Below are 25,149 nucleotides of genomic sequence, written 5' to 3'. Positions count from 1 at the left end.
GTTTCCCCCTGTGAGAGTAGGACGCCGCCAAGCTTTTCTAAAATTTTATCATCGCGGGGTGGAGCAGTTCGGTAGCTCGTCGGGCTCATAACCCGAAGGTCGCAGGTTCAAATCCTGCCCCCGCAACCAAAAATTAAATGGTCCGGTAGTTCAGTTGGTTAGAATGCCTGCCTGTCACGCAGGAGGTCGCGGGTTCGAGTCCCGTCCGGACCGCCATTTTTATTGTAAACGAAACGATCATGTTTTCGTTTTTTTTTGTGTTTTCTTTTAAATGCTGGCAGCTTGGTATCTAACCAAGCTTTCTTTTATATCGTTAAAGTCTTGGATATTGAAACATAATCCGATACACTAGAAAGAGCTGTATTTCACAAGAGCGTCAGAAAGGGAGACGGGAGATATATGGATGAGTTTGAGTTGATTCACAGTATTACGCCGCATTCGCATTATCATCCTTCCGTCGATGTAGGGATTGGTGATGATGGTGCGGTTTATACAGCGTCACCCCATATGCAGCAAATTGTCTGCCTTGATACAATGGTGGAGAATGTCCATTTTAAATTAGAGTATTCCTCTCCTCATGATATCGGTTATAAGGCGCTTGCTGTTAACATTAGTGACGTGGCGGCGATGGGAGGCATTCCGAAGTTTTATTTGGTGTCTCTAGCGGTTCCTTCTTGCTGGCAGAAAGCTGACGTCCAGGTAATGTATGAAGGAATGGCGGAACTGGCGAAACTATATCAAATGGATTTGATCGGGGGAGATACCGTCTCCGCTTCCGGTCAAGCCGTAATTACCGTTACTGTCATCGGTGAAGTTGAGAAGGATTGCGCTTGTCTGCGAAGCTCGGCAAGACCCGGAGATGTTGTGTTTGTTACGGGGGATATCGGCTCGTCCGCAGCAGGACTGTCTCTTTTGTTGGGAGAAACACTTCCTTCTGCTTTTCACACGAGTGATTATTTTATCCGAAAACATAAACGGCCCGTTCCGAGAGTTCAAGTCGGCCGCTTCTGCTCTCAGCTTCAGCGCGCGGCTCTGAATGATATCAGTGACGGATTGGCCAGTGAGCTGCATGAAATAGCTGCGGCAAGTTCAGTTACGATAGAAATTGAAGAACAACTTCTGCCGGTGCATCCGGATTTGCCTGAGGCAGATTCTGAGTGGAAGAAATGGGTGTTATTCGGCGGTGAAGATTTTGAATTGGTTGGAACGGTTTCTCAGCAAGAGTGGACCTCTCTGCTTGATTACTGCACTCAATCGGGCATTCCGATTGCGAAGATAGGGGCGGTATCTGAACGGAAGGAAGCATGTGTTCTTTTGACAGCCAATGATCAGAGACAAATCGTCCTTGAGAAAAAAGGATACAATCATTTTAAATAAGACGGGTGACTCACTTTGAAGACATTACAATGGAGAACGAAAAACCCCGAAGAAACGAAAGCCGTAGCCAAGCTTGCCGCTTCTTTGGCAAAGCCGGGAGACATTTTGACACTGGAAGGCGACTTAGGCGCGGGAAAAACGACTTTTACAAAGGGTTTTGCCGAAGGACTGGGAATCACGAGAGTGGTAAACAGTCCGACTTTTACAATTATAAAAGAATACCATGACGGTTCGATTCCTCTATATCATATGGATGTGTATCGTATGGAGGATGAAAGCGAAGACTTAGGGCTTGAAGAATATTTTGAGGGACAAGGCGTCTGTTTAATTGAATGGGCTCATTTAATTCAGGATCAGCTGCCTGCTGAACGGCTGCAGATCGTCATCAAGAGAGCCGGTGATGAGGCAAGGGACATTACCTTTACGGCTTTCGGAACACGGTATGAAACGCTTTGTGAGGAGATAAATAAACATGACAATACTGGCAATTGATACGTCAAATTACACGCTGGGTGCCGCGCTCGTTCGAGAGAAAACGGTGATGGCGGAGTATATTACATATTTAAAAAAGAATCATTCCGTGCGGGCGATGCCTGCTGTCAATTCATTGCTGAAGGATTGCGGCCTGACACCGCAGGACCTTACGAAAATAGCGGTGGCGAAAGGACCGGGATCGTACACAGGTGTCAGAATCGGTGTGACGCTGGCAAAAACATTGGCATGGTCGCTGAAGCTTCCGGTTTCCGCTGTCTCGAGCCTGGAGGTGCTGGCGGCTAACGGACGGCACTTTCAAGGACTGATCTGCCCGTTATTTGATGCCCGGCGCGGACAGGTATATACGGGACTTTATGAATATCAGGACGGCCGATTACAATCCGTTCTTCCTGATCAGAATGTCCTTTTGACTGATTGGCTCTGCATGCTGAAAGAAAAAGCGTCTCCGGTTTTATTTTTAGGGCACGATACAGCCATTCATGAAGAAACCATTCTGCATGAAATGACATCTCAAGCAGTGATAGGAACGGCTGCACAGCATAATCCGCGGCCGTCAGAGCTGGCGTTTTTAGGCTTGGAAAAAGAAGAAACGGATGTCCACAGCCTTGTTCCGGATTATTTGCGTCTGGCAGAGGCTGAAGCGAAATGGATGGAATCTCAAAAATAGGGTGATAGGGATGAAAACGAAAACGGCGATTCGAAGCATGCGGCCGGAAGATATTGATCAAATTTATGAAATTGAAACAGCATCCTTTACTTCTCCATGGACGAAGGATTCATTTTATCATGAGCTTTTGGAAAATCCGTATGCCCACTACCTTGTCATTGAAAAGGACGGCTGTCTGGCGGGGTATTGCGGAATCTGGATTATTATAGATGACGCGCAGATTACGAACATAGCCATTAAGCCGGAATATCGGGGCCAATCGTTGGGAGAAGCGCTGTTTCGCTCTGCGATAGAATTGTGCAGAGAAAAAAAGGCAAGAAGGCTCTCTCTCGAAGTCAGGGTCTCAAATCATCCCGCCCAATCCTTATATAAGAAATTCGGTCTTCAGGCCGGAGGAATCAGAAAACAATACTATACAGATAACGGGGAAGACGCGTTATTAATGTGGGTGACATTACATGAGTGAAAAACAAGATATTTATGTATTAGGAATCGAAACAAGCTGTGATGAAACTGCGGCCTCAGTCGTGAAAAACGGAAAAGACATCATTTCAAACGTTGTCGCTTCTCAAATTGAAAGCCATAAACGTTTCGGCGGAGTCGTGCCTGAAATAGCGTCCAGACATCATGTGGAGCAGATTACCCTTGTGATTGAGGAAGCTCTTTCAAAAGCGGAGATGGGCTTTGATGATCTTGATGCGATTGCTGTAACGGAAGGACCCGGACTTGTCGGAGCCCTGTTAATCGGAGTCAATGCGGCAAAGGCGTTAAGTTTTGCCCATCAAATACCGTTAGTCGGCGTCCATCACATTGCGGGTCATATTTATGCAAACAGGCTGATAGGAGAGCTTCAGTTCCCGGCGATTGCTTTGGTTGTGTCAGGCGGACATACGGAATTGGTTTATATGAAAGAGCACGGTTCATTCGAGGTTATCGGTGAAACGCTGGATGATGCCGCAGGCGAAGCTTACGACAAAGTGGCAAGAACGATGGGGCTTCCTTATCCGGGAGGGCCGCAGATTGATAAGCTGGCTGCTGCGGGAACGGATTCCATTCCGCTTCCGCGTGCGTGGCTGGAAGAAGGGTCTTACAATTTCAGCTTCAGCGGCCTGAAATCAGCCGTGATTAACACGCTTCATAACGCCTCGCAAAAAAATGAGGTGATTCCTCCGGAGGATCTTGCCGCAAGCTTTCAGCAGAGTGTCATTGATGTACTGACGGCAAAAACCTCTAAGGCCGCGAAAGAATACGGGGTTAAACAAGTGCTGCTTGCAGGGGGCGTAGCCGCTAACAAAGGGCTGAGAGCCGCACTGCAGCAGGAATTCAGCCATTCGGGAGATCCCGAGCTTATCATCCCGCCGCTTTCTTTATGCACGGACAATGCAGCGATGATTGCGGCTGCCGGAACCGTTGCTTTTGAAAAGGGGATCCGGGGCTCATATGATATGAACGGACAGCCCGGTTTGGAATTAACATCCTTTGATCGTCTCACGTTGTAAAACGTGAGGCTTTTTTTACTTATTAACAGATAATTCTAACATATCCACAGGATTGTGAATATATTCAGAAATCCAGTCTGGATAAGGGACTGAAAGTTGTTAGTAAAGTGGATAAAGTCAGAAAATTTTGTGGATAGTGTGTATAAAACGCTTACTTAAATGGCTGACAAGGAGGATAGCTGTGGATAAAAAAGCACCCCTTAAAGAGGTGCTTGACTTTTTCTATTCTTCTGAGGAGAGTTCCTCCCATTCTGCTAATAAGTTTTCGAGCTCTTGATTCAGGGCTTCATTCTCCGCGTGAATGGTCTGTACTTTTTCATGATCCTGATACACGTCAGGGTCGCACAGCAGCTCCTCATTGGCACTGATTTTCTCTTCGGCGGATGAGACGGCCGCTTCGATTTCTTCAATGCGTCTCAGGCGCTGCCGTTCTTTCTTCTTCCATTCTTTTTCTTCCTCGTAAGTTCTTTTCGTATCCTGTTTGACCTTGCCGGCAGGCTGAGCCTGCTCTTTTTCCTGCCGTTTCATTTCTTCCAGTTCCAGCTGCTGGGCTTTTTTCTCGGTGTAATAGTCATAGTCACCCAAATATTCTTCTGCATGATCAGGTGACAGCTCCAGCACTCTTGTGGCGATCCTGTTAATAAAGTAGCGGTCATGCGATACAAATAACAGTGTTCCCGGGTAGTCGATCAGGGCGTTTTCCAGCACCTCTTTACTATCCAGGTCAAGGTGGTTTGTCGGCTCATCAAGGATGAGAAAGTTTGCTTTTTGAAGCATCAGCTTGGCAAGCGCGACTCTTGCTTTCTCCCCGCCGCTTAACGAACGGACCGGTTTCAGGACATCGTCTCCGCTGAACAGAAAGTTGCCGAGGCATGTTCTGATTTCTTTTTCCGGCATGTCCGGATATTCATCCCACAGCTCGTCCAGCACGCGTTTGGACGATGTCAGTTCAGCCTGCTCCTGATCGTAATAGCCGATTGTGACGTTGGAACCGTACGTGATCGACCCGGATTCCGGACTGATTGTATTCATAATCGTTTTCAGCAAGGTTGATTTGCCGATTCCGTTCGGTCCGACGAGGGCGGCGCTTTCGCCTCTTGTAATGCCGAAGGTCAGGTTTTTCAAGAGCGGCGGCTGGCCGTCATAGCTGATGGAAACATCCTGTACGCGCAGGACGTCGTTTCCGCTCTGTTTGGTAATGTCAAAACGGAAGGCGGCTGATTTTTCATCCCCGAGCGGCTTTGCCATGACGTCCATCCGTTCAAGCTGTTTTCGTCTGCTTTGGGCTCTTTTCGTTGTAGAAGCTCTGGCCAGATTGCGGTCGACAAAATCTTGAAGCTTGGCGATTTCGTCCTGCTGTTTTTCATACAGCTTCAGGTCTTTCTCATACTGCTCGGCTTTTTGTTCTAAATAGGCGCTGTAGTTGCCGAGGTATTTTTTGCTTTCTGTCCGTGAGACCTCGTACACTTGGCTGACGACTTTATCAAGAAAGTATCTGTCGTGGGAAACGATCAGGATTGCGCCTGAATATCCCTGTAAATAATGCTCAAGCCATGTAAGCGTATCGATGTCGAGATGGTTCGTCGGTTCATCCAGAATAAGCAGATCAGGCTGGGTCAGCAGCAGTTTTCCGAGCGCAAGCCTTGTTTTCTGACCGCCGCTCAGGCTTTGCACTTTCACGGAATCGTCAAATTTTCCGAAGCCGAGTCCGTGAAGGATAGATCGGACGTCCGCTTCATATTGATAGCCGCCTTTATCCTTGAAATCCTGCTGAAGCCTGTCATAGGTTTTCATCAGCGTCTCAAGCTCCGCCGGGGCGGCCGTGGCCATCTTTTCTTCAATAGAGCGCATCTCTTTTTCCATTGCTTTCAGGAAATCAAAAACGCTCAGCAGTTCTTCTTTTATGGTAAGCTGGGATTCCAAGCCAGTGTGCTGGGCAAGATATCCCATCGTTAATTCTTTCGGTTTGATTAATTCACCCTTTTCATATGAAAGGTGACCTGCGATAATTTTAAGGAGAGTTGATTTGCCGGCTCCGTTTCTGCCTACTATGGCGATGCGATCCCGAGATCTGACTTCAAGCTTTATATTGTTTAAAATAGGATCAGCGCCAAAAGATTTGGATAGCTGATTAATTTGTAAGATCATCATATTATTTCACCTCTGTTATAATAAGTTAAGTGTAGCTTATCAACCTGCTGTCAGCAAACAATACATCAGAATTGGAACATTATAGGATAAGACATCAGGGAGAAAATAGTGTATGATCAGAAGTAAGGAGAGTTTAAATATGAATGGATTTTCTCATTTTAATGAAGAAGGCCGTGCCCGCATGGTGGATATAAGCGATAAATCTTCAACAGTCCGTACTGCCGCTGCGATATCCAGCGTACACATGAAGCATGACGTGTACAGCAGAATCAAAAACCGCGAGATCGGAAAAGGTGACGTGCTGGCTGTCGCACAGGTGGCGGGAATTATGGCCGCAAAGCAGACGTCGGCGATTATCCCGATGTGCCACCCGCTTTCTTTAAGCAGCGTCGACATTTCATTCGGCTGGGAGGAAAAGGATTCCGAAGCCGTTCTTCATATACAGGCAAGCGTAAAAACGAAAGGGAGTACAGGTGTGGAAATGGAAGCGCTAACTTCCGCTTCAGTCTGCGCTTTGACCGTGTATGACATGTGCAAGGCGCTGGATAAAGGAATGGTCATCGGCCCGACCTGCCTCATGGAAAAAACAGGAGGCAAAAACGGTGATTTTAAAAGAGATGCATCTGAGTATAAAGTGGAGGACCAATCATGAACAAGGATCAATCAAAAATTCCACAGGCGACGGCAAAACGGCTGCCGCTTTATTATCGCTTTTTAAAGAATTTACACGCGTCAGGAAAGCAGCGCGTTTCATCAGCTGAACTGAGCGACGCGGTAAAAGTCGATTCGGCCACGATCCGCCGGGATTTTTCCTATTTCGGGGCGCTCGGCAAAAAAGGATACGGCTATAATGTGGATTACCTGCTGTCATTTTTCAGAAAAACACTGGATCAGGATGAAACGACGAACGTCATTTTGATCGGTGTCGGGAATTTAGGGACGGCGTTTCTTCACTATAATTTCACAAAAAATAATAACACAAAAATATCTATGGCTTTTGATGTAAATCAGAGTAAAATAGGAACTGAGGTAGGCGGTGTGCCTGTCTTTGATCTTAATGATTTAGAGCTTCACATAAAGGATGAACCCGTGGCGATTCTTACCGTTCCGGCGGTTGCCGCCCAGTCAATCACCGATCGGCTTGTGTCGCTCGGAATCAAGGGAATCCTTAACTTTACGCCGGCCCGTTTGAATGTGCCGGATCACATTCGAATTCATCATATAGATTTAGCAGTAGAGCTTCAATCATTGGTTTATTTCTTAAAGCATTATTCTGTTTTGGAAGAAATTGAATAGCGAAAGGAGGAGCTGCACATGATCGGTCCTGGAAGCCTGGCGGTTATCGGTGTGGTGGCGGTGATTATTTTCGGTCCGAAGAAGCTTCCCGAATTAGGAAAAGCGGCGGGGGACACGCTTCGTGAATTTAAGAACGCTACTAAGGGATTAGCCGGTGAAGAAGAGGAAAAAAAGAAAGAAGAACAGTAAGATAGGATGACGCGTATGAGAGTGAATCAAATGACGCTTGTGGAGCATATTGCCGAACTTCGGAAACGATTGCTGATTGTGGCGTTATCCTTTACGGTTTTCTTTATTGCCGGCTTTTTTCTGGCAAAACCTATCATTGTGTATCTTCAAAAAGCCGATGAAGTAAAAGAGCTCACCCTTAATGCTTTTAACCTGACGGATCCGCTGTTTATCTTTTTGCAGTTCGCGTTTATCATCGGCATCATTTTGACTTCGCCGATTATTCTCTATCAGATTTGGGCGTTTGTCAGTCCGGGTCTGTATGAGAAGGAGCGCAAAGTAACACTCAGCTATATTCCGATTTCGATCGTGCTGTTTGTCGGCGGTGTGTCGTTTTCTTATTATATTTTATTTCCGCTGGTCGTTGATTTTATGAAGCGGGTCTCGAATGACCTGGATGTCAACCAGGTGATCGGGATCACCGAATACTTTCATTTTCTGCTGCAGCTGACGATTCCGTTCGGGCTGCTGTTTCAGATGCCGGTGCTGATCATGTTTTTAACGAGACTCGGTGTTATCACGCCGATGTTTTTATCGAAGATCAGGAAGTATGCGTATTTTGTGCTGCTTGTGATCGCCGCGATGATTGCGCCGCCTGAGCTGCTGTCTCACTTGATGATTACCATTCCGCTTTGCATTTTATATGAGATCAGTATCCTGATCTCAAAAGCGGCGTACCGGAAAAGGCAGACCGGCAGCAGCGAATCCGACCAGGACGTATCAGCATAAAAAAAGCCATTTCTCCATGATGAGAAATGGCTTTTCTTTATTTTTGATTTTTCTTCACTTTAAATGAGAAAGCGAACATTTTAAACGAGATGCTGATATTATAAGCGGCGAAAACCATCAGCAGTATGGAATAAAAAGACCACATGCTTCCCGGCGAGCTTGCGGCCAAATACGTAAAGATACAGCCGACTGCGAAATAAATCAAGCCCCAAGTCATTGGGTTCCTCATACAAACAATCCTCCAATAATTAATTGCATTTGTTCACTATGCTGTTCAATATATTTTTGGGCGGGGCCGAGCTGCATGACCACGACAATGGTATTCATCATGACATGGGCGAATATCGGCACAATAATCCGTTTCGTCTGCACATACAAGAACGCAAAGGTAAAGCCCATGGCCGTATACAGCAGCAGGTGTGTGAGGTCCTGATGCACAATGCCGAAAATGACGGAACTGATCAGTCCGGCGAAAAAGAAATTCGTTTTTTCATATAATACACCGAAGATGATCTTCCGGAAAATGATTTCTTCAAGAATCGGCCCGACGATAGAAGAAACGATAATCATGAGCGGCATGGCTTTAATAATGTTGAGAATGGCTTTCGTGTTTTCGGAACCGCTGTTCACGTGAAAGACATACTGCTCAATCATTCCGGCGATACCTTGAGAAAATAAAGCGAGCCATATTCCCGCGACCGCCCAGAGAACGGACATGCCGGCGGATGCTTTCTTCCCGTTTCTTAATGTCTGCTTCGGCGCGGTTCTCAAAATCAAGAGAACGATAATCAGGCAGATAAAAAAGCTTACGACGGAATAAATCCCTTGAGCCATGGTGAGATTCGCATTCGTAGGATGCCCGCCCGCATAGCCGAATTTGTACATTAAAGGAATGCCGATCAATGCGGAAAGCTGCATGATAACGTATGTCAAAATGATATACCAATACTGTTTTCTCAAATGATATGTACTCCTTTATCCTATAAAATCAACTATTTGTTCTTATTGTAACACAAGTGAACCAGACGTGAAAAAAGGAGAAAATCGGTGTAAGAGAGAATGATGTAAGCGTGAAAATTTTTTATTCTTATGACTTGAAATTGGAAGTGAGATTCTTTATTATAATAATTGTGTTAGCACTCTTTAGAGCTGAGTGCTAAAATTACATATTCATACTATTGAGGAGGTTATTACATTGTTAAAGCCATTAGGTGATCGCGTTGTCATTGAACTCGTAGAATCTGAAGAAAAAACTGCCAGCGGAATCGTATTACCGGATTCTGCAAAAGAAAAGCCGCAAGAAGGCAAAATCGTGGCAGCCGGTTCAGGTCGCGTGTTGGAAAGCGGAGAGCGCGTTGCTTTAGAAGTAAAAGAGGGCGACCGCATTATCTTCTCAAAATACGCCGGTACTGAAGTGAAATACGAAGGTACTGAATACTTAATCTTACGTGAAAGCGACATTTTAGCTGTTATCGGCTAAGCAAATAAATACTTTTAAAAATTCGAGGAGGTTTCGTTAACATGGCAAAAGATATTAAGTTTAGTGAAGAAGCACGCCGCGCTATGCTTCGCGGTGTCGATGCGCTTGCTGACGCTGTAAAAGTAACTTTAGGGCCAAAAGGACGCAACGTGGTTCTGGAGAAAAAATTCGGTTCTCCGTTAATTACAAATGACGGTGTGACAATCGCAAAAGAAATTGAACTTGAAGACGCGTTTGAAAACATGGGTGCGAAGCTTGTAGCTGAAGTAGCCAGCAAAACAAACGACGTTGCCGGTGACGGTACAACAACTGCAACAGTTCTTGCGCAGGCTATGATCCGTGAAGGCCTGAAAAACGTAACTGCAGGAGCAAACCCTGTCGGCGTGCGTAAAGGTATGGAACAAGCCGTAACCGTTGCAATCGAAAACTTAAAAGAAATTTCTAAGCCGATCGAAGGCAAAGAGTCTATCGCTCAGGTTGCTGCGATCTCTGCTGCTGATGAGGAAGTCGGAAGCCTTATCGCTGAAGCAATGGAGCGCGTAGGAAACGACGGCGTCATCACAATCGAAGAGTCTAAAGGCTTCACAACTGAGCTTGAAGTTGTGGAAGGTATGCAATTCGATCGCGGATATGCGTCTCCTTACATGGTGACTGACTCTGATAAGATGGAAGCGGTTCTTGATAATCCTTACATCTTAATCACAGACAAAAAAATCACAAACATCCAAGAAATCCTTCCTGTGCTTGAGCAAGTTGTACAGCAAGGCAAACCATTGCTTCTGATCGCTGAAGATGTTGAAGGGGAAGCTCTTGCTACACTCGTTGTCAACAAACTTCGCGGCACATTCAACGCTGTTGCCGTTAAAGCTCCTGGCTTCGGTGACCGCCGTAAAGCAATGCTCGAAGACATCTCTGTTCTTACAGGCGGAGAAGTAATCACAGAAGACTTAGGCCTTGACCTGAAATCTACTGAAATCGGACAATTGGGACGCGCTTCTAAAGTTGTGGTAACGAAAGAAAACACAACAATCGTAGAAGGCGCCGGCGACACTGAAAAAATCGCTGCACGCGTCAACCAAATCCGCGCTCAAGTGGAAGAAACAACTTCTGAATTCGACAGAGAAAAATTACAAGAGCGTCTTGCGAAACTTGCCGGCGGCGTAGCTGTCATCAAAGTCGGCGCTGCGACTGAAACTGAGCTGAAAGAGCGTAAACTTCGCATCGAAGACGCCCTCAACTCAACTCGCGCAGCAGTTGAAGAAGGCATCGTATCCGGCGGTGGTACAGCGCTAGTCAACGTATACAACAAAGTCGCTGCAGTGGAAGCTGAAGGCGATGCGCAAACAGGTATCAACATCGTGCTTCGCGCACTTGAAGAGCCGATCCGTCAAATCGCACACAATGCAGGTCTTGAAGGATCTGTCATCGTTGAGCGCCTGAAAAACGAAAAAATCGGCGTAGGCTTCAACGCTGCAACCGGCGAATGGGTAAACATGATCGAAAAAGGTATCGTTGACCCGACAAAAGTTACACGTTCAGCCCTGCAAAACGCAGCTTCTGTAGCAGCAATGCTCTTAACAACTGAAGCCGTTGTCGCTGACAAACCGGAAGAAAACGCCGGCGGCGCAGGAATGCCTGACATGGGCGGCATGGGCGGTATGGGCGGCATGATGTAATTAAACGGCGAAAACCCTTGATATAACAAGGGTTTGTAAGCAGAAAATAATTTAGGTGCCGTAAAGGTTCCTAAAACTTTTAATAAATGGAGGTTTCTCATTAGTTTAGCAAACTTTTGAGAAACCTCTATTTTTTCTTTTGTAATACGTAAATAAACTGTATAGTGGTTTCAGTTTCTGTATGCCCAAGCAGTCCATAATTTGAAGTGATGTCACACTAGCTTCAGCAAACTATAATATGTGAGTATGGACATTATGAACGTAGTGTAACCCTTCTGTTTTTAGATGGTGTTTTCTTGAACTCGCGATGTCTTATTGAAAAAGGATCTTGATTCAGGAGCAAAGATTAGTTAGTTTTATGGATTTGACAATTTTTTTATTATTTCGTGATGTATTCAGCATTGCTTGATAGCACTACATAACAAGGTTATTCCGGCACAATTCTGCTCCATGAATTTTATATAAAAATGGAGGTGGATTTTCAACAAGTGGAGGAAATTGAGTTTGGATAAAGCTTTTATTAGGGAATTACAGGAGTGGTTTTGTTTTACATATTGTTTATATCCTCCTAAGGTCAAACAAACCAGTTTTGTCTCGGTGAAGCAGCTAAGGAATATGAGAATTTTCAAAAATTGAATCATTACTTAGCTCTTTTGAGTTTTTATATCAAGAAATCACAGAGTGCATTTCACTTTTGTTGGGTACATATCAACAACATTTGATAACGCATCTCAACTTAAAGGTCTCTTTTGGAATCCATTGCTGTATTAAATTTTAAAACGTATGTTAAACAGTTAAAGTGATTAATTGAATAAATAATTATTTCATTTTTTGAAAAAGTGTTTTTTCTATAACCGCTAATGCGTTCATTCTCTGAATCAATATTTGATAAATAAAACTCCTTTGACATGAGATATGTATTAGTAGCTAATAAGCTGCAATAAAATAATGTTCAGTATATAGAACCAGTGTATGGAGTTTTTTAATTGGTATTTTAACATTAATATCCAATGATTTTTATGACATTTTTGAAATTTTATGTTATGTTTTATCTGAGTCAAAATTTTAGAAAGGAGAGGGATTCGTTGGAGAAAAAATTAACAGGAAATAAACTTTAATTGGTTATTATGTATCTACTTTGGAAAATTGAGCATCACAATAGCATGAAAACAAAGTCCTTTTTTTAATAAACGATTGTGAAGGATTAAGGAGGAAAAAATGTATACAGAAATCTTTAACAAGAAAATAAATTCCTTAAAAGAAAGTGGTCAATACCGGGAGTTTTTAACAATTAACAGAATTAATGGACAATATCCATCAGCTATATTAAATGGGAAAGAAGATAAAAACTCTGTAGTGGTTTGGTGTAGCAATGACTATTTAGGTATGTCGCAGCATCCCCTTGTTACTGAAGCTATGCATAAGGCAATTAGATTATATGGTGCAGGATCAGGAGGATCTAGAAACATTGGGGGTACACATTATCACTATTCTTTACTTGAGTCTTCATTAGCAGATTGGCATGGTAAGGAAGCCGCACTTGTATTTCCAACTGGCTATAGTTCAAATGATGCTACTTTACAATGTTTGTTGCGATTATTACCAGATTGTATTGTTTTTTCGGATGAACTTAATCATGCTTCAATTATTAATGGAATACGTAGTACAAAGGCAGATTGTCAAATTTTTAAACATAATGATGTAGAACACTTAGAGTCATTATTAACTGCTCAACCGTATGAGCGACCAAAAATTATTATTTTTGAATCTGTGTATTCAATGGATGGAGATATCTCCCCAATTGAAAAAATTGCAGATCTTGCTGAAAAATATAATGCGCTAACCTTTCTTGACGAAGTACATGCAATTGGTATGTATGGTCCCCGTGGGGCTGGAATGGCAGCTTCTTTAGGAGTAGCAAATCGTATAGATTTTATTCAAGGTACTATGGCTAAAGCAATTGGTATAATTGGAGGTTACGTCACTGGGACAAATGTACTTATTGATGCTATCCGGTCATTTGCTACAGGTTTCATATTCACCACTTCTTTACCACCAGGTGTTGTGGCTGCTTGTTATGCAAGTATTGAACATTTAAAAACCTCTGACAAAGAGAGAAATGAACTACATAACAAAACAAAACTATTGAGAAATTTTCTTGCTGAGGCTGGTATCCCAGTTTTGGATTGCAGTGAAACACATATCCTTCCGGTTCTAATTGGTAACGCGAAAAAATGTAAGGATGCGGCGAAAAGATTATTAGAGAAACATCTTATCTATTTACAACCAATAAACTCTCCGACTGTACCCGTAGGGACAGAACGTTTTAGAGTAAATGTAACACCGAATCATTCAGAGGAGCAGTTACTACAACTAACAAACGCATTAGTTGAAACTTTTGATTATTTTGATATCCCTCTTACGGAAAAAGGATTATTGCAAATATGATCCCATTCATGTATGTATTTTGCCTCTTAGCATGGGGATTGAACTTCATTGCAGTCAAAATACAAGGTGCTCCTGTCAGTCCGGCAGTGTCATTAACTTACCGTATTATTGGATCTGCAATTATGTTTGTGATACTTACTTTAATAGTACGCCCAAAAGGACGCCCATCCTTTAAAGATATAGGGCCTCTTGTCACTTTCGGGATATGTAACTTCGCCCTTAGTTACTTATTTTTATATTATGCAACTATTTGGAGTACTGCTGCCTTAGTGACTTTAATATACTCCCTAAAAACTGTTTTAACTCCAGTTGCTCTACGTGTTTTCATAGGAGATCGCCTTCATCCTCGTATTTTAATTGGTGGTTTAATAGGAATTACTGGTGTGTGTATATTAATTTATCCTCTTCTTACAGAGAGCTTGAGCTTGGATAATTTAAAGGGGATAGGGATAGCACTGTTGGGCACAATACTGACAGCAATAGGAGACGCAAGCTCAGCAGTAAATGCCAGAAATAGAATTAATCCTTTATACGCTAACAGTGTTGGGTTTATCGTAGCTTCTTTACTCCTTCTTATAATATGTTTGTTTCAGGGACTGAAGTTTACTTTACCTATATCGGTATCCTATCTGAGCTCCCTTATTTATCTAACAGTAATAGCTTCTTTTTTTGCGTGGTTTTTCTACCTAAAATTAATCGAAAGAATTGGGGCAGCAATAAGCAGTTACATGGTTGCACTTTTTCCAGCAGTAGGTGGAATAGCATCAGTTTGTATTGGAGATTCGAAACCAACAATTTATTTATTTCTTGGCTGCTTATTTAGTTGTGTCGGAGCTGCTATTGCTTTAGGATTTCTCTTTTCTATAAAGAGAGTCAAAAACACATCTACTGACAAAACAACTGAACAACAGACGTAAACGAACCTTTATACTACAGGAGAATATTGTCTGACAGTTTTATGAGAACCTAATGAGGTCTAGGGTAACACATGAAAATTCATTGTAAATAAGGTGATAAATGGGTTGCATTCTTATTTGAAACAGGAAATGATAAAGAGCAATCTGTCATTAAGACTTCATATCTTAAAGATAGCAGCTCTAGCCACCTGCTAGTCAATGCCGCATGCTTAGCTAGTGTGCGGTTTAATTAAGGTTATATATGATGTTATCATGTTATCCGAAATCTGTGGATAGAATAATGGAAATCAACGAAAAAGCATTATTAAGTCTGTTATAAACTTCAGAGGCTTCTCTCTTAGTGAAAAGCCTCTTTCGACTGTTGTAGTGCATAAAAAATTGAATTAGTATAGCTTAACCATCCATCTAGTCTATGCTGAATTTACTTCGCTTTTTAATTTCTTATTCTAGAAATTTGGTGTGATTTTTTCGAATTGATAGTTAACTGAATTTGAATAAAGAGTATTGTATGTCATAATTGCTGAACAGATCCAAATAATTCATTCCACAGTAAGGCGGTCTTTGTTTTTTCAGTGATGGTTTTGGAGAAATCAGGCATTATCGGGTATGAGAAAACAGCTAAACTTTTTAGAATATGAAAATTATCCAGTGCATTCAGGTTTTTAATTTCAGTAATAAATTCTTTTATTAAGGTAGCAATAGTCTTTAAAGAGAAAACTTCAAGTTGAAATGCCTGATAGAAACGTTCCGTATAGGTTTCCAATAACAAAGCGATAGGCTCAGTGATTTCTCGATTTAAAGATTCAATAGTGCTTATCAGCATATTTAATTCTTTAAAATTTTCGTACTCCTTAGCTACTTCCTTAGGCTGATAACTGGTTTGTTGAGTTTCCGGAGAGGTTAAAGATAAGTAATAACGTACAAAATCACAGGTATATTCATCAATAAAATCTTTTCCCCATATTGCATTTCCTCTACTCGTGGAAAATTTATCTCCATTTATTAAATAAAATTCGTTCGAATAGAAATATTTTGGAATAATCTTATTATTCATTGCATGAAGTAAAGCAGGGTACATCACTAAATAATAAAAAATATTATCAAACCCAAAAAACTGGATAATGTTTGTTTCTGAATTTGATTCCTTATTCCAGAGCGAATCTTGGGAATCAGAATTATTGATATGACCTGGCAATATCTCGAACCAAGCATTTATAACTTGTCCCTCAAATCCCCTTATTGGTACATTAATACCCCAGTCATTCATGTTAGTAAGAATAATATCATTTAAATGTTTGTTTATAATTTCCTTCGTATAATTTTGTGTGTTTTTACGCCATAAATAATTATATTTCCTATAAAAGTTTTTTAAAAAAGGTTTGTATTTTTCAATAGGAAATACAATTACATCTAATTCTTTAAGTTGAGCGTCTCTCCCGCATTTCTTACACTTTGGATACTGAAGAGTTTCAGAATCATTTGGCAGACCACATTTTTCACAGTAGCTCCCCCCGCATTGGTGAGCACAATGCGGACATTCACCAATCACATAAGCTTCATATAGGTATTGGTTACATTGCTCACAGTGATTAATCTTTATTGTTTTCTTAATAAAAACACCTTTTTCATATAAGTCCACAAACAATTTTTGTGTATACTTCTGATGTTCAATTCTAAAAGGATTATAAAAGTCAAGATGTACATTTAATTTTTGTAATGTATTTAATATGTTATTGGTGTTGTCCACACTGACTTGTTTGGGTGATTTCCCTAATTGGAAGGCTTTAAAAGTTACATAACTTTGGAAACTATCTGTGCTAAAAGGATATTGATATTGTTTATTATTTAATTTGAATATTCTAGAAAGCACGTCCGCAGCTAAAAAGGGCCCTGATAAATGGCCAATGTGAAGGTCTCCATTAGGTGTAGGCGGCGGAACTGTTATAAGATATCTTTTATTCATATTTTCCTCCTATTTGTTCCAATAAATTGTTAGAAAAATAAGTTTATTTTCTTTCTTATTTTTAATGGTATGCTCCTTATTAGGAGAGATATAAATGACGTCACCGCTTGTAACTATTTTTTCTTCTCCATCTATATTTAGTATTCCTTCACCTTCAGTTATGAAGAAAACTTCATGGAGATCATGCCGGTGAGGATCAGTAAATTTATTTTTTTCCACTATGACCCATGATGATGAAAAAGGTATATTTGAATCTATACATTGTTCATTTGCTGGAAATAGCCTCCTTAGAATAACGTTATATTCTTCTGTGAAATTCTCTGGATTTCTACTAATGACTTGCAAATAAACTCCCCCTATAAATTTACATATTGTAATTTTCACAATAATCATTATAATGAAAATAGTGGTATTTATCAACATATATGGGGGGCTGTTTTTTGAAAACTAATGAGGCAATTCTTTTTAAAAAGAGTGATTTAGAAGCAGGGATAAACGTCCCAGACTGGTTTACGGAAGAATATCTCAATTACAAAGAGAAGGTATGTAATAAAGATTTTCCTTGCTATTTTGCTACAACGGCTGAAAACAAAGGGGATTTATATTATTCATATGTTGAGGATGACTTGTTAGATGCTGTTAAAGCTTTGAAAACGTTCCTAGAAAAAAGGGATGCAAATAATATATACGAACAGAACATTATTATTTTTTTTAAACCAGAATTACAAAAAAAAAATATTGAATTTTATCGGAAAAGAACGTGGGAAATACTTAATTTTCTTCATGAAAATGATCCATCAGGTTGGCCATCAGATGTACCAAAAGATCCTGAAGATCCCCAGTGGGGATTTTGTTTTGGTGGAGAGGAGTTATTCATTACCTCATGTTTTCCCCCATTATTGAAAAGAAAGAGCAGAAACCTTGGGAATTCACTTGTATTAGTAATACAGCCTAACTCTATTTTTAATGGGATCGAAAGTCATAATCCTAAAGGCAGGAAGGTGCGACAGCTTATTAGAACTAGATTAGGAAAATGGGATGATGTACCTCCGCATCCCGATCTTTCAGAATTGGGGGAAGTTCAAGGCGAGAGATGGAAGAATTATGTTTATGATGATGACAATATTCCATTTAAGGGAAAATGTCCATTCAAAAATACTCTGCAATACAAATAAAATTTAACTAAAAAATAAAGGATGTTGTTCTTATGTCAAAAATTGATTTGAAAATTAGACCTGTTACGAAAAACGATACACTTGAGTTAATCCCTGTGGTTAGATCTTATATTGTTGATTTTTATAAATGCCCAGATCCTACTGATAATGAATTAGAAAATCATATAAATTATTTAGTCGATAACCCCGGATCAGGAAAACAGTTTTTGATGGAGAAAAATGGTGAGATTATTGGTTTTGCTACTTTATATTTCACATTTAGTACTACTAAGGTTAAAGCAATATCTATTCTAAACGATTTATTTATTTCATCAGAATATAGAGGGAAAGGGTTAGGAGAAATGTTGTTTAAATATGCCTTGGAATTTTCTAAAGAAAACGGCTATGCAGTCATGAATTGGAAAACATCTCATGATAATTTGAAAGCTCAGACACTTTACGAAAAAATGGGTGGTGTGAATACTAATAAAAATTGGATAAACTATGAAATAATACTATGAAAATGCATTTTGATGTAGTAATTATTGGTGCAGGTATAATGGGAGCAAGTTTATCATACTATTTAACAAAATTAGGGTTGAAAAATATTGCGTTATGTGAACAAGGTATTCCACCAGGGAATGGAGCAACACACAAATCTGGTGGATTCATAAGAATTTTTCATGAAAACGAATGGTATACTAAAAGGGCTGTTGAAAGTTATGATACTTACGCTGACTGGGGAAATAAAATTGGTGGAAGCTGCGGTTTTAAAAAAACTGGGTTTTCATTTATAACAGATTCTACTCGTTCAGACCAATTAAGAGCAAATGCGAAAAAAGTAAACCGATATTGTTCCCAGGTCTCAGTTTTGTCACCAGATGAGTTCCAACAGTTTCAACCAGATTTTTCTCTTGAGGGAATAGGTGCGATTGTTTACGAGCCTAACGGCGGTTATGCCGATCCTGCAAAAACTGCTTTAACCTTTATTAAACAATCTGAAAAGAAAGGTATGAAGCTTTTAGAAGGGGTCAAAGTCGAGAGGATATTACATCACAGAAAAAAGATTACAGGGATACAAACAAATATCGGGAGTATTCGTGCAGATAAATATGTGGTTGCCAATAATATATGGGCAAATTTTTTGTTGGAAGAACTAGGATTGAGACTGCCTATGTTTAAGAAATCGATTGGCCTTGGTTTTATTGAATGGGATAAAGAAAAATCGGTATCACACTTAACAAGCTGTATTGACGAAACTATAGGTACATACTTTCGAATTTTCTCAAATTACCGTCTTTTATTTGGAGTTCAAATGAGTCACTCAGGTGCTCTGCTTCAAGATCGTTCTTATTTAGACTATGGAGATATGCAGATTGCAAAAGAGAAACTGGTAGGAAGATTACCTTTGCTTCATAAGGCAGAGTATCTTGGGAGCAGACTAAGTTTCGATTCTTATACAAGTGATGGGCTTCCAATTATCGGGGTTCATCCTGAATTTGATGATCTGTATCTTATGGTTGGATTTAATGGCAGCGGCTTTAAAATTGCACCTTCTATAGGATTAATCTTGGCAAGAGAGATTTTCCATAACGAAAGAATGGCTGAATTGAATAATACCAGAATGGAAAGGTTCAATAAACAAAGCCCAATATAGTTTTTTGGGCTTTTTGTGTTTAAAGATATGTTTCTTAATCTTAATAGGAGAGATACTATGGAGGACAAACTATGGACAAATTCGTTTATGGCCTTAATAACAGCCAGTTTTTTTATGTTCTTCAGTTACTATATGTTAATGGCTGTATTACCAATGTATGTAGTTGACATAATGAATAAAAGTTCAATCAGTGCCGGAATTATTTTAACAGTATTTATTATTGGCTCAACAATTGCAAGATTTTTTATTGGAAATTGCCTCGATAGTTTTGATAGAAGAATATTATTACTAATATCCTCTATATTATTTTTAATTGCTAACCTTTTATATTATGGAGCACAGACATTTGAATCTTTGCTATTGCTTAGAATATTTCATGGTTGTACTTATGGTATGATGACTACAACTCTAAGTACAATTACAGCCGAACTTGTTCCAAGCTCAAGAAAGGGAGAAGGCATAGGATACTATGGCACTGGAATGAGCCTTGGAATGGTACTAGGTCCTTTTGTAGGTCTATATATATTCTCAAATTTTGGAGTTCACGAAATGTTTTTAATTGCAACAGTATCTTCATTTTTAACATTTTTGATAGGTATGTTGGTTCAAGTTCCTCGCATGAATAAAGAAGGGAAAATAAAAAGAAAAATTAAGTTTTTTGAGAGAGCTGTTTTGAAAATTTCTTTTATAGCATTTTTATTAGCACTTGGATACTGCTCGATCAGTTCTTTTTTGTCTCTGTATACTGAGGCTATGGATGAGCCCCATGCTGGTGGTTATTTTTTTCTATGTTATGGGGTTGCAATGATTATATCTCGTCCTGTAATTGGAAAAATATTTGATAAGGCTCAAGGGAAAAAAATTATAACTGTTTCATATTTTGTTTATATCTGTGGAATGTTATTGCTTAGTTATTCCTCTTCATATGTAGATTTTTGCATTGCAGGTTTATTATTGGGGATTGGTTTCGGATCTGTATTTTCTTGTTTGCAAACCATTATGGTGAATAGTGTTAATTCCTCGGCTCTAGGGACAGCGAATTCAACCTATTATTTATTTTTCGATAGCGGAATTGCATTAGGTTCTTGTTTATTGGGGCTTTTGGTGAATATTTTGGGATTTCAGTGGATGTTCAGAATTTCAAGTTTAATTATTTTTTATTCATTTCTGTTCTTCTATTTGTTCTTTATTAGACAGACAAATGTTCTACGAATAAATAAAGGTAAAGGAAGAGATAGTTCCTTGAATTAAAATATTTAAAAGGAATGATAACAAATTAATTTGGTTCGATTTAAATTGAAGATTCCTAATATTAACTGAATTCGAAAAATGATCGCAAGTTTTTCTATTTCCCATTTGGAACAGTCCCATTAGAATTATTATCTGACTCATATATTCAGTATGGTCTGTCAATCGTAGCTATAAATGAATAGAACATGGATCGAATTTGCTGTAATTAACTTGAATAACTATTTGATTTTATCTGAAATGCTCATGAGGCCCTATCAGATAGCCCTTATCAGTTTACTCAACTGATAAGGCCTGATTTATTTATAAATAAGGTGTGAGGGGGTTATCTAAGATGGAACTCACACTTTCCTTACTACAATGTGATTTCCTCATTTCCTTCAAGCACCATTCTCAACTGCTCCACCTCACCTCGAATCCCAATCCCCGGCTCCCACGAATCAATCAGACGAATTGCTTTCTGATTCGATTCTATTGCTTTCGTTTTCTCTCCTTTTCGGTACAACAGCTGTGCCATTCCATAATGATAATAGATCAGTTCAACTTGATTGGCGTTGTGTTTGTCATAGAGCATCTGTTCAAAGGCTTTTTCCGCTTTTTCGAGTTGATCACACTTGACGTAAGCCATGCCCAGGTTGAAATAGGCTTCTATCGTTTTTTCGCCGCCGTATGCGGCGCTGGTTGTGTTTGCCGCTTCGTATAATGTGATGGCTTCTTCATAGTGAGAGCGGGCGAAACTCAGGTCGCCGCGGACCAGAAGAACCCTGTGCCGGATAATGGGCGAGACGGGCTGATCTTTGATGCCGTCCAGCATTGCTGCCGCTTTGTCCGGATCTCCGGTTTTTAACAGCAGCCTCGATTGCAGGGCGATTCCCCATACTTTCAAGTCATCGTGATCCGGTGCGCCTGATTGTTCGAGTATCTTCAGGCCGGCTTCTATTTGCCTGAGAGCTCCGTCTGAATCGTTGACTTCCATCAGCGCCCAGCCTGCCGTGTCGATCCTGAAGTAGGCTTCCCGTGTGTGTTCGCCTGATTGATGGGCGGCATCGGCGGCTTTTAATCCGTATTCGATTCGCTGGGGCAGGTTGATTCTGCTTAGAAAATGGCTGATACGGATGATGAGTTTGATCAGGATGTCATGTTGTCCGGTTTCGCCCGACCATTCGATGACCTTTAGGATGTTCGGCCATTCCTTTTTCATTAGCTCTAAATTCCGTCCCAGCAGATAGCTCCAATAGACGGAATTCGGCTTTTCCCGTTTTATATGGGTTTCCGCATAATCCATATAATAATGCGCCCAGCGGCTTCGGGCTTCTTTTGCAAAATCAGGATTTTCGGATAAGTGCTGTTCTCCGTAAGCGACAACGGTTTGATGGGCTGCGTATTGAATTCTTCCTTCGCTTCGTTCCGGCTGTATTAAAGCATATGACCGCATTTGCTCAATCGCGTAATGAAAACGGCGGGCGTCTAATCCGGCCGCTTGAGCCAAGCTTTTTTCGTCAGGGGGCTTAGCGAAAAAGCAAAGCGTCTGCCATAGTTTCCGTGTGTCTTCATGACATCTGTTCCATGTGCGGCCGAAGAGAACCTCAAACAATTCCAATAATGAGTAACCCGCTTGTTTAAGCTCTTGAATGAGCTGGGGAGCGGGGATGTCGTCGTCTGACATGTATGCAATGCTGAGTGCCATGGCCTTCGGGTTGCCGGCGGCTGCCGAGACAAATTCATTCTTAAGGTCAGGCGATAGCTGCAACAGCTGCTCCAGCTTTTCCCGTTTATGCGGGAGATTGCATGTTTGCAGACAGCGGTGCACTTCTTGATGGAAAAAATCAAGGGCATCCGTTTGTTCAAGACCGCTCAGCTGGATGGCCGCCAGTTCTCCGAGGCCGTCCCGGTATGTCTGTTTTACGTTTTCCCGTGCCGTAAGGAGGACTTTTACGCCTTGCGGAAGGCCGATGATAAATTCGTGAATGTCACGTTCCGCTGTATCAATGCCGTCAACGATCAGCAGCACGGGTTTTTCATTTGAATGAGCGGCTAATGCATTGCGGACGACGAACCGTTTTTCGTTGATGGATTTGTCGATTTGTTCGGTGCGTCCGAGCTGGTAGGCGACCGTGTTTAAAAAATCACTGAAGCTTAATCCTTTCCAGTCAGCGCTGATCCAGATGATGCTGTTGAATGCCGGCCAATTTGAAGAACCTCCGGCACAAAGGCAGGCTGCTTCAAGAGCGATCGTTGTTTTTCCCATGCCGGCCCAGCCTGTGATTAAACAAACCGGTGACGGAGAAAGCATCCATTGCCGGATCGCTTCTATATCAAAGCCGCGGCCGATAAAGTTTCCGGTCCGGCGTGACGGTAAGTTATGCGTGACGGGCTGTTCCGTAAGCGCATTCGTTTCATGGCTTGGTCTGTCATGAAACAGCCGCTTTACTGCTTTTTCAACATCGTCATCACTCGGCGCTCCGAATGATCCGTCTTTCCGGAGTATTTTTGCTTTTTTTAGACAAGACGCCGTCCAAACGGGCAATGCGGGTTTGATGACGGGAATGGTGGTGGTTTCCAGAAGATCGGTCAGCCATTCAGAATCCATATCAGTCTTTTCTATAATGATCCAGATCATGCCGAACAGCTTTCCGTCGTCAATTCGTCCGGGAATGTAGTTTCCGCCCATCTGTCCGATCCAGCTTTTGATCGTGTTAGAGGAAACGCCTAATCGGAGTGCGATTTGATCTATATAAGACTGTCCTGTTTTTTCGTTCTTTTTCCTTCTGACTTTATAATCAGGATGAAGTTTCAGCGATTTGACGGCAGGTGCCAGCAGTTCTGCAAAATGTGTCCGGTTTTCAAGTTCAGCCATTAGCCTGCACCTCCTATTAGTACTATTTTATCAATTCAGTGTTTTTTGTATATGAAAAAATAAAAAGTACAGTGCGGCTGTCCTTTTATACAGCAGGAAAGGCTGTTGAACGTCTTGAAAAGCAGATAAAATAGGGGCAGTAATAGAGAAAACAAAAATGTATGCACTTACATTTCAGAGAAGAGAAAGGATTTTGCCAAATGACTCACACAGTGCCTCAAAACATGAAAGCGGCGGTTATGCACAACACGAGAGAAATCAAAATCGAAATATTGCCCGTGCCTGAGATCAATCATGATGAAGTGTTGATTAAGGTGATGGCTGTCGGAATTTGCGGATCTGATCTGCATTACTATACAAATGGCAGAATAGGCAATTATGTAGTGGAAAAACCATTTATCCTCGGTCATGAATGCGCGGGAGAAATTGCCGCCATCGGATCGTCTGTCGATCAATTTAAAATAGGAGACCGGGTCGCTGTCGAACCCGGTGTCACATGCGGACGCTGTGAGGCGTGTAAGGAGGGGCGTTATAACCTTTGCCCGGATGTACAGTTTTTGGCGACACCGCCGGTTGACGGCGCGTTTGTCCAATATATCAAAATGCGCCAGGACTTTGTTTTTTCGATTCCGGATTCACTATCCTATGAAGATGCGGCATTGATCGAACCGTTTTCTGTCGGTATTCATGCGGCCTCGAGAACGAAGCTTCAGCCCGGTTCAACGGTTGCGATCATGGGAATGGGCCCTGTGGGGCTGATGGCCGTTGCGGCAGCGAAAGCATACGGGGCAGGCACAATTATTGTGACCGACTTGGAGCCGCTGCGGTTAGAAGCTGCGAAAAAAATGGGAGCGACGCATGTCATCAATGTCCGGGAACAGGATGCCGGTGAAGAAATCAAAACGATCACGAATGGCAGAGGCGTTGATGCTGCTTGGGAAACAGCGGGGAATCCGGCGGCATTGCAATCCGCACTGGCTTCCGTGCGCCGGGGCGGAAAACTGGCGATTGTCGGTTTGCCTTCTCAGAACGAGATTCCGCTCAATGTGCCGTTTATTGCGGATAACGAGATTGATATTTACGGAATCTTCCGTTATGCGAATACGTATCCGAAGGGAATTGAATTTCTCGCTTCCGGCATAGTGGACACGAAGCACCTTATAACGGACCAATATCCGCTGGAGCAGACGCAAGAGGCGATGGAACGGGCCTTTCAATACAAAAATGAATGCTTAAAAGTGATGGTGTATCCAAATCGCTGAGTGAACGGGGAGGATCTTTGCATTCTCCCTCTTGCTTATCAAAAA

General features: G+C 41.5%; 24 protein-coding genes, 2 tRNA genes and 1 rRNA gene (1 of these 27 cut by a window edge). 21 read left to right on the top strand and 6 right to left on the bottom strand.

The window, feature by feature from the left end:
* The 8 genes from rrf to tsaD form a co-directional block, all read left to right on the top strand.
* Nucleotides 1–33, top strand: a 5S ribosomal RNA gene (gene rrf, locus MJQ52_RS08520); it begins 83 nt to the left of the window's first position.
* A 19-nt stretch (nt 34–52) separates the two neighbouring features.
* A tRNA-Met gene (locus MJQ52_RS08515) sits at nt 53–129 on the top strand.
* A gap of 10 nt (nt 130–139) precedes the next feature.
* Nucleotides 140–216: transfer RNA gene (locus MJQ52_RS08510), tRNA-Asp, on the top strand.
* Nucleotides 217–399: 183 nt separating this feature from the next.
* Entirely contained in the window at nt 400–1,377 is a 978-nt protein-coding gene (gene thiL, locus MJQ52_RS08505; RefSeq protein ID WP_094247196.1) for a thiamine-phosphate kinase, read from the top strand.
* 15 nt (nt 1,378–1,392) lie between these two features.
* Nucleotides 1,393–1,869, top strand: coding sequence for a tRNA (adenosine(37)-N6)-threonylcarbamoyltransferase complex ATPase subunit type 1 TsaE (gene tsaE, locus MJQ52_RS08500; protein WP_070081450.1), 477 nt, complete (start codon nt 1,393–1,395; stop codon nt 1,867–1,869).
* Nucleotides 1,850–2,539 carry a tRNA (adenosine(37)-N6)-threonylcarbamoyltransferase complex dimerization subunit type 1 TsaB gene (tsaB, locus tag MJQ52_RS08495; protein ID WP_191073279.1) on the top strand — a complete coding sequence of 230 codons (690 nt, stop codon included), beginning with the start codon at nt 1,850–1,852 and terminating at the stop codon, nt 2,537–2,539. Before tsaE ends, tsaB begins: the two co-directional genes overlap by 20 nt.
* A gap of 10 nt (nt 2,540–2,549) precedes the next feature.
* Nucleotides 2,550–3,005 (top strand): ribosomal protein S18-alanine N-acetyltransferase, encoded by a 456-nt coding sequence (rimI, locus tag MJQ52_RS08490; protein WP_003155993.1) that lies wholly within the window; start codon nt 2,550–2,552, stop codon nt 3,003–3,005.
* Entirely contained in the window at nt 2,998–4,038 is a 1,041-nt protein-coding gene (gene tsaD / locus MJQ52_RS08485; RefSeq protein WP_128575078.1) for a tRNA (adenosine(37)-N6)-threonylcarbamoyltransferase complex transferase subunit TsaD, read from the top strand. The genes rimI and tsaD overlap by 8 nt, the downstream gene beginning before the upstream one ends.
* Before the next feature lie 222 nt (nt 4,039–4,260).
* Here tsaD and MJQ52_RS08480 read toward each other — a convergent pair whose 3' ends face one another.
* Nucleotides 4,261–6,189 (bottom strand): ABC-F family ATP-binding cassette domain-containing protein, encoded by a 1,929-nt coding sequence (locus MJQ52_RS08480; protein ID WP_020953910.1) that lies wholly within the window; start codon nt 6,187–6,189, stop codon nt 4,261–4,263.
* 139 nt (nt 6,190–6,328) lie between these two features.
* On the opposite strand from MJQ52_RS08480, the gene moaC reads away from it, so the two are divergent.
* The 4 genes from moaC to tatC are packed head-to-tail and all read left to right on the top strand — an operon-like array spanning nt 6,329 to nt 8,442.
* Nucleotides 6,329–6,841, top strand: a complete 513-nt coding sequence (gene moaC, locus MJQ52_RS08475; protein WP_003155986.1) for a cyclic pyranopterin monophosphate synthase MoaC — start codon at nt 6,329–6,331, stop codon at nt 6,839–6,841.
* Nucleotides 6,838–7,485, top strand: a complete 648-nt coding sequence (locus MJQ52_RS08470) for a redox-sensing transcriptional repressor Rex (protein ID WP_003155984.1) — start codon at nt 6,838–6,840, stop codon at nt 7,483–7,485. Before moaC ends, MJQ52_RS08470 begins: the two co-directional genes overlap by 4 nt.
* A gap of 18 nt (nt 7,486–7,503) precedes the next feature.
* Nucleotides 7,504–7,674, top strand: coding sequence for a twin-arginine translocase TatA/TatE family subunit (locus MJQ52_RS08465; protein ID WP_003155981.1), 171 nt, complete (start codon nt 7,504–7,506; stop codon nt 7,672–7,674).
* A 6-nt stretch (nt 7,675–7,680) separates the two neighbouring features.
* On the top strand, nt 7,681–8,442 hold the full coding sequence (tatC, locus tag MJQ52_RS08460; RefSeq protein WP_095284668.1) for a twin-arginine translocase subunit TatC: 762 nt from the start codon (nt 7,681–7,683) through the stop codon (nt 8,440–8,442).
* 37 nt (nt 8,443–8,479) lie between these two features.
* Here the strand turns inward: tatC and MJQ52_RS08455 are convergent, their stop codons facing one another.
* Both MJQ52_RS08455 and MJQ52_RS08450 read right to left on the bottom strand, forming a co-directional pair.
* Nucleotides 8,480–8,671 carry a YdiK family protein gene (locus tag MJQ52_RS08455; protein WP_003155975.1) on the bottom strand — a complete coding sequence of 64 codons (192 nt, stop codon included), beginning with the start codon at nt 8,669–8,671 and terminating at the stop codon, nt 8,480–8,482.
* The gene (locus MJQ52_RS08450; RefSeq protein ID WP_060963432.1) at nt 8,668–9,402 is read right to left on the bottom strand and encodes a CPBP family intramembrane glutamic endopeptidase; all 735 of its coding nucleotides are present in this window, start codon (nt 9,400–9,402) and stop codon (nt 8,668–8,670) included. The genes MJQ52_RS08455 and MJQ52_RS08450 overlap by 4 nt, the downstream gene beginning before the upstream one ends.
* A 235-nt stretch (nt 9,403–9,637) precedes the next feature.
* On the opposite strand from MJQ52_RS08450, the gene groES reads away from it, so the two are divergent.
* The 4 genes from groES (at nt 9,638) to MJQ52_RS08430 (ending at nt 14,963) form a co-directional block, all read left to right on the top strand.
* The gene (gene groES / locus MJQ52_RS08445) at nt 9,638–9,922 is read left to right on the top strand and encodes a co-chaperone GroES (RefSeq protein WP_003155970.1); all 285 of its coding nucleotides are present in this window, start codon (nt 9,638–9,640) and stop codon (nt 9,920–9,922) included.
* 41 nt (nt 9,923–9,963) lie between these two features.
* Complete coding sequence (gene groL, locus MJQ52_RS08440) at nt 9,964–11,598, top strand: chaperonin GroEL (RefSeq protein ID WP_003155941.1); 1,635 nt, start codon at nt 9,964–9,966, stop codon at nt 11,596–11,598.
* 1,218 nt (nt 11,599–12,816) lie between these two features.
* Nucleotides 12,817–14,046 (top strand): 5-aminolevulinate synthase, encoded by a 1,230-nt coding sequence (gene hemA, locus MJQ52_RS08435; RefSeq protein ID WP_017418988.1) that lies wholly within the window; start codon nt 12,817–12,819, stop codon nt 14,044–14,046.
* Nucleotides 14,043–14,963, top strand: coding sequence for a DMT family transporter (locus tag MJQ52_RS08430; RefSeq protein ID WP_017418989.1), 921 nt, complete (start codon nt 14,043–14,045; stop codon nt 14,961–14,963). Before hemA ends, MJQ52_RS08430 begins: the two co-directional genes overlap by 4 nt.
* A gap of 511 nt (nt 14,964–15,474) precedes the next feature.
* On the opposite strand, the gene MJQ52_RS08425 is transcribed toward MJQ52_RS08430, so the two are convergent.
* Together MJQ52_RS08425 and MJQ52_RS08420 are read right to left on the bottom strand one after the other, a co-directional pair.
* Nucleotides 15,475–16,926, bottom strand: a complete 1,452-nt coding sequence (locus MJQ52_RS08425; protein ID WP_017418990.1) for a class I tRNA ligase family protein — start codon at nt 16,924–16,926, stop codon at nt 15,475–15,477.
* A gap of 9 nt (nt 16,927–16,935) precedes the next feature.
* Nucleotides 16,936–17,271, bottom strand: coding sequence for a cupin domain-containing protein (locus tag MJQ52_RS08420; protein ID WP_017418991.1), 336 nt, complete (start codon nt 17,269–17,271; stop codon nt 16,936–16,938).
* Nucleotides 17,272–17,366: 95 nt separating this feature from the next.
* Between MJQ52_RS08420 and MJQ52_RS08415 the strand changes: the two genes are divergently transcribed.
* From MJQ52_RS08415 to MJQ52_RS08400, 4 genes are read left to right on the top strand one after another with little or no spacing between them, the layout of a single operon-like run.
* Nucleotides 17,367–18,101 carry a YqcI/YcgG family protein gene (locus MJQ52_RS08415; protein ID WP_017418992.1) on the top strand — a complete coding sequence of 245 codons (735 nt, stop codon included), beginning with the start codon at nt 17,367–17,369 and terminating at the stop codon, nt 18,099–18,101.
* Between the two features lie 32 nt (nt 18,102–18,133).
* Nucleotides 18,134–18,601 carry a GNAT family N-acetyltransferase gene (locus MJQ52_RS08410; RefSeq protein ID WP_017418993.1) on the top strand — a complete coding sequence of 156 codons (468 nt, stop codon included), beginning with the start codon at nt 18,134–18,136 and terminating at the stop codon, nt 18,599–18,601.
* On the top strand, nt 18,598–19,737 hold the full coding sequence (locus MJQ52_RS08405) for an NAD(P)/FAD-dependent oxidoreductase (RefSeq protein WP_017418994.1): 1,140 nt from the start codon (nt 18,598–18,600) through the stop codon (nt 19,735–19,737). Before MJQ52_RS08410 ends, MJQ52_RS08405 begins: the two co-directional genes overlap by 4 nt.
* A gap of 57 nt (nt 19,738–19,794) precedes the next feature.
* A complete protein-coding gene (locus MJQ52_RS08400; RefSeq protein WP_017418995.1) occupies nt 19,795–20,988 on the top strand; it encodes an MFS transporter in 1,194 nt (397 codons plus the stop codon).
* A 352-nt stretch (nt 20,989–21,340) separates the two neighbouring features.
* On the opposite strand, the gene MJQ52_RS08395 is transcribed toward MJQ52_RS08400, so the two are convergent.
* Nucleotides 21,341–23,842, bottom strand: coding sequence for a tetratricopeptide repeat protein (locus tag MJQ52_RS08395; RefSeq protein ID WP_252053047.1), 2,502 nt, complete (start codon nt 23,840–23,842; stop codon nt 21,341–21,343).
* 200 nt (nt 23,843–24,042) lie between these two features.
* On the opposite strand from MJQ52_RS08395, the gene gutB reads away from it, so the two are divergent.
* On the top strand, nt 24,043–25,104 hold the full coding sequence (gene gutB, locus MJQ52_RS08390; protein WP_063637034.1) for a sorbitol dehydrogenase: 1,062 nt from the start codon (nt 24,043–24,045) through the stop codon (nt 25,102–25,104).
* The last annotated feature ends 45 nt before the right edge of the window (nt 25,105–25,149 follow it).

The sequence above is a fragment of the Bacillus sp. jun7 genome (assembly GCF_051034795.1).
GTDB lineage: Bacteria > Bacillota > Bacilli > Bacillales > Bacillaceae > Bacillus > Bacillus velezensis.
The sequence above is the reverse complement of the archived record's forward strand: the minus strand, read 5'-3'. Positions and strand labels throughout refer to the sequence as shown.

Coding starts and splice junctions, on each gene's coding strand:
- tsaB (WP_191073279.1), top strand. CDS start 1,850: ATGACAATACTGGCAATTGATACGTCAAATTACACGCTGGGTGCCGCG.
- rimI (WP_003155993.1), top strand. CDS start 2,550: ATGAAAACGAAAACGGCGATTCGAAGCATGCGGCCGGAAGATATTGAT.
- MJQ52_RS08470 (WP_003155984.1), top strand. CDS start 6,838: ATGAACAAGGATCAATCAAAAATTCCACAGGCGACGGCAAAACGGCTG.
- MJQ52_RS08425 (WP_017418990.1), bottom strand. CDS start 16,926: ATGAATAAAAGATATCTTATAACAGTTCCGCCGCCTACACCTAATGGA.
- MJQ52_RS08400 (WP_017418995.1), top strand. CDS start 19,795: ATGGAGGACAAACTATGGACAAATTCGTTTATGGCCTTAATAACAGCC.
- MJQ52_RS08480 (WP_020953910.1), bottom strand. CDS start 6,189: ATGATGATCTTACAAATTAATCAGCTATCCAAATCTTTTGGCGCTGAT.
- hemA (WP_017418988.1), top strand. CDS start 12,817: ATGTATACAGAAATCTTTAACAAGAAAATAAATTCCTTAAAAGAAAGT.
- tsaD (WP_128575078.1), top strand. CDS start 2,998: ATGAGTGAAAAACAAGATATTTATGTATTAGGAATCGAAACAAGCTGT.
- MJQ52_RS08465 (WP_003155981.1), top strand. CDS start 7,504: ATGATCGGTCCTGGAAGCCTGGCGGTTATCGGTGTGGTGGCGGTGATT.
- MJQ52_RS08455 (WP_003155975.1), bottom strand. CDS start 8,671: ATGAGGAACCCAATGACTTGGGGCTTGATTTATTTCGCAGTCGGCTGT.
- MJQ52_RS08430 (WP_017418989.1), top strand. CDS start 14,043: ATGATCCCATTCATGTATGTATTTTGCCTCTTAGCATGGGGATTGAAC.
- gutB (WP_063637034.1), top strand. CDS start 24,043: ATGACTCACACAGTGCCTCAAAACATGAAAGCGGCGGTTATGCACAAC.
- tatC (WP_095284668.1), top strand. CDS start 7,681: ATGACGCGTATGAGAGTGAATCAAATGACGCTTGTGGAGCATATTGCC.
- groL (WP_003155941.1), top strand. CDS start 9,964: ATGGCAAAAGATATTAAGTTTAGTGAAGAAGCACGCCGCGCTATGCTT.
- MJQ52_RS08395 (WP_252053047.1), bottom strand. CDS start 23,842: ATGGCTGAACTTGAAAACCGGACACATTTTGCAGAACTGCTGGCACCT.
- moaC (WP_003155986.1), top strand. CDS start 6,329: ATGAATGGATTTTCTCATTTTAATGAAGAAGGCCGTGCCCGCATGGTG.
- MJQ52_RS08410 (WP_017418993.1), top strand. CDS start 18,134: ATGTCAAAAATTGATTTGAAAATTAGACCTGTTACGAAAAACGATACA.
- thiL (WP_094247196.1), top strand. CDS start 400: ATGGATGAGTTTGAGTTGATTCACAGTATTACGCCGCATTCGCATTAT.
- MJQ52_RS08405 (WP_017418994.1), top strand. CDS start 18,598: ATGAAAATGCATTTTGATGTAGTAATTATTGGTGCAGGTATAATGGGA.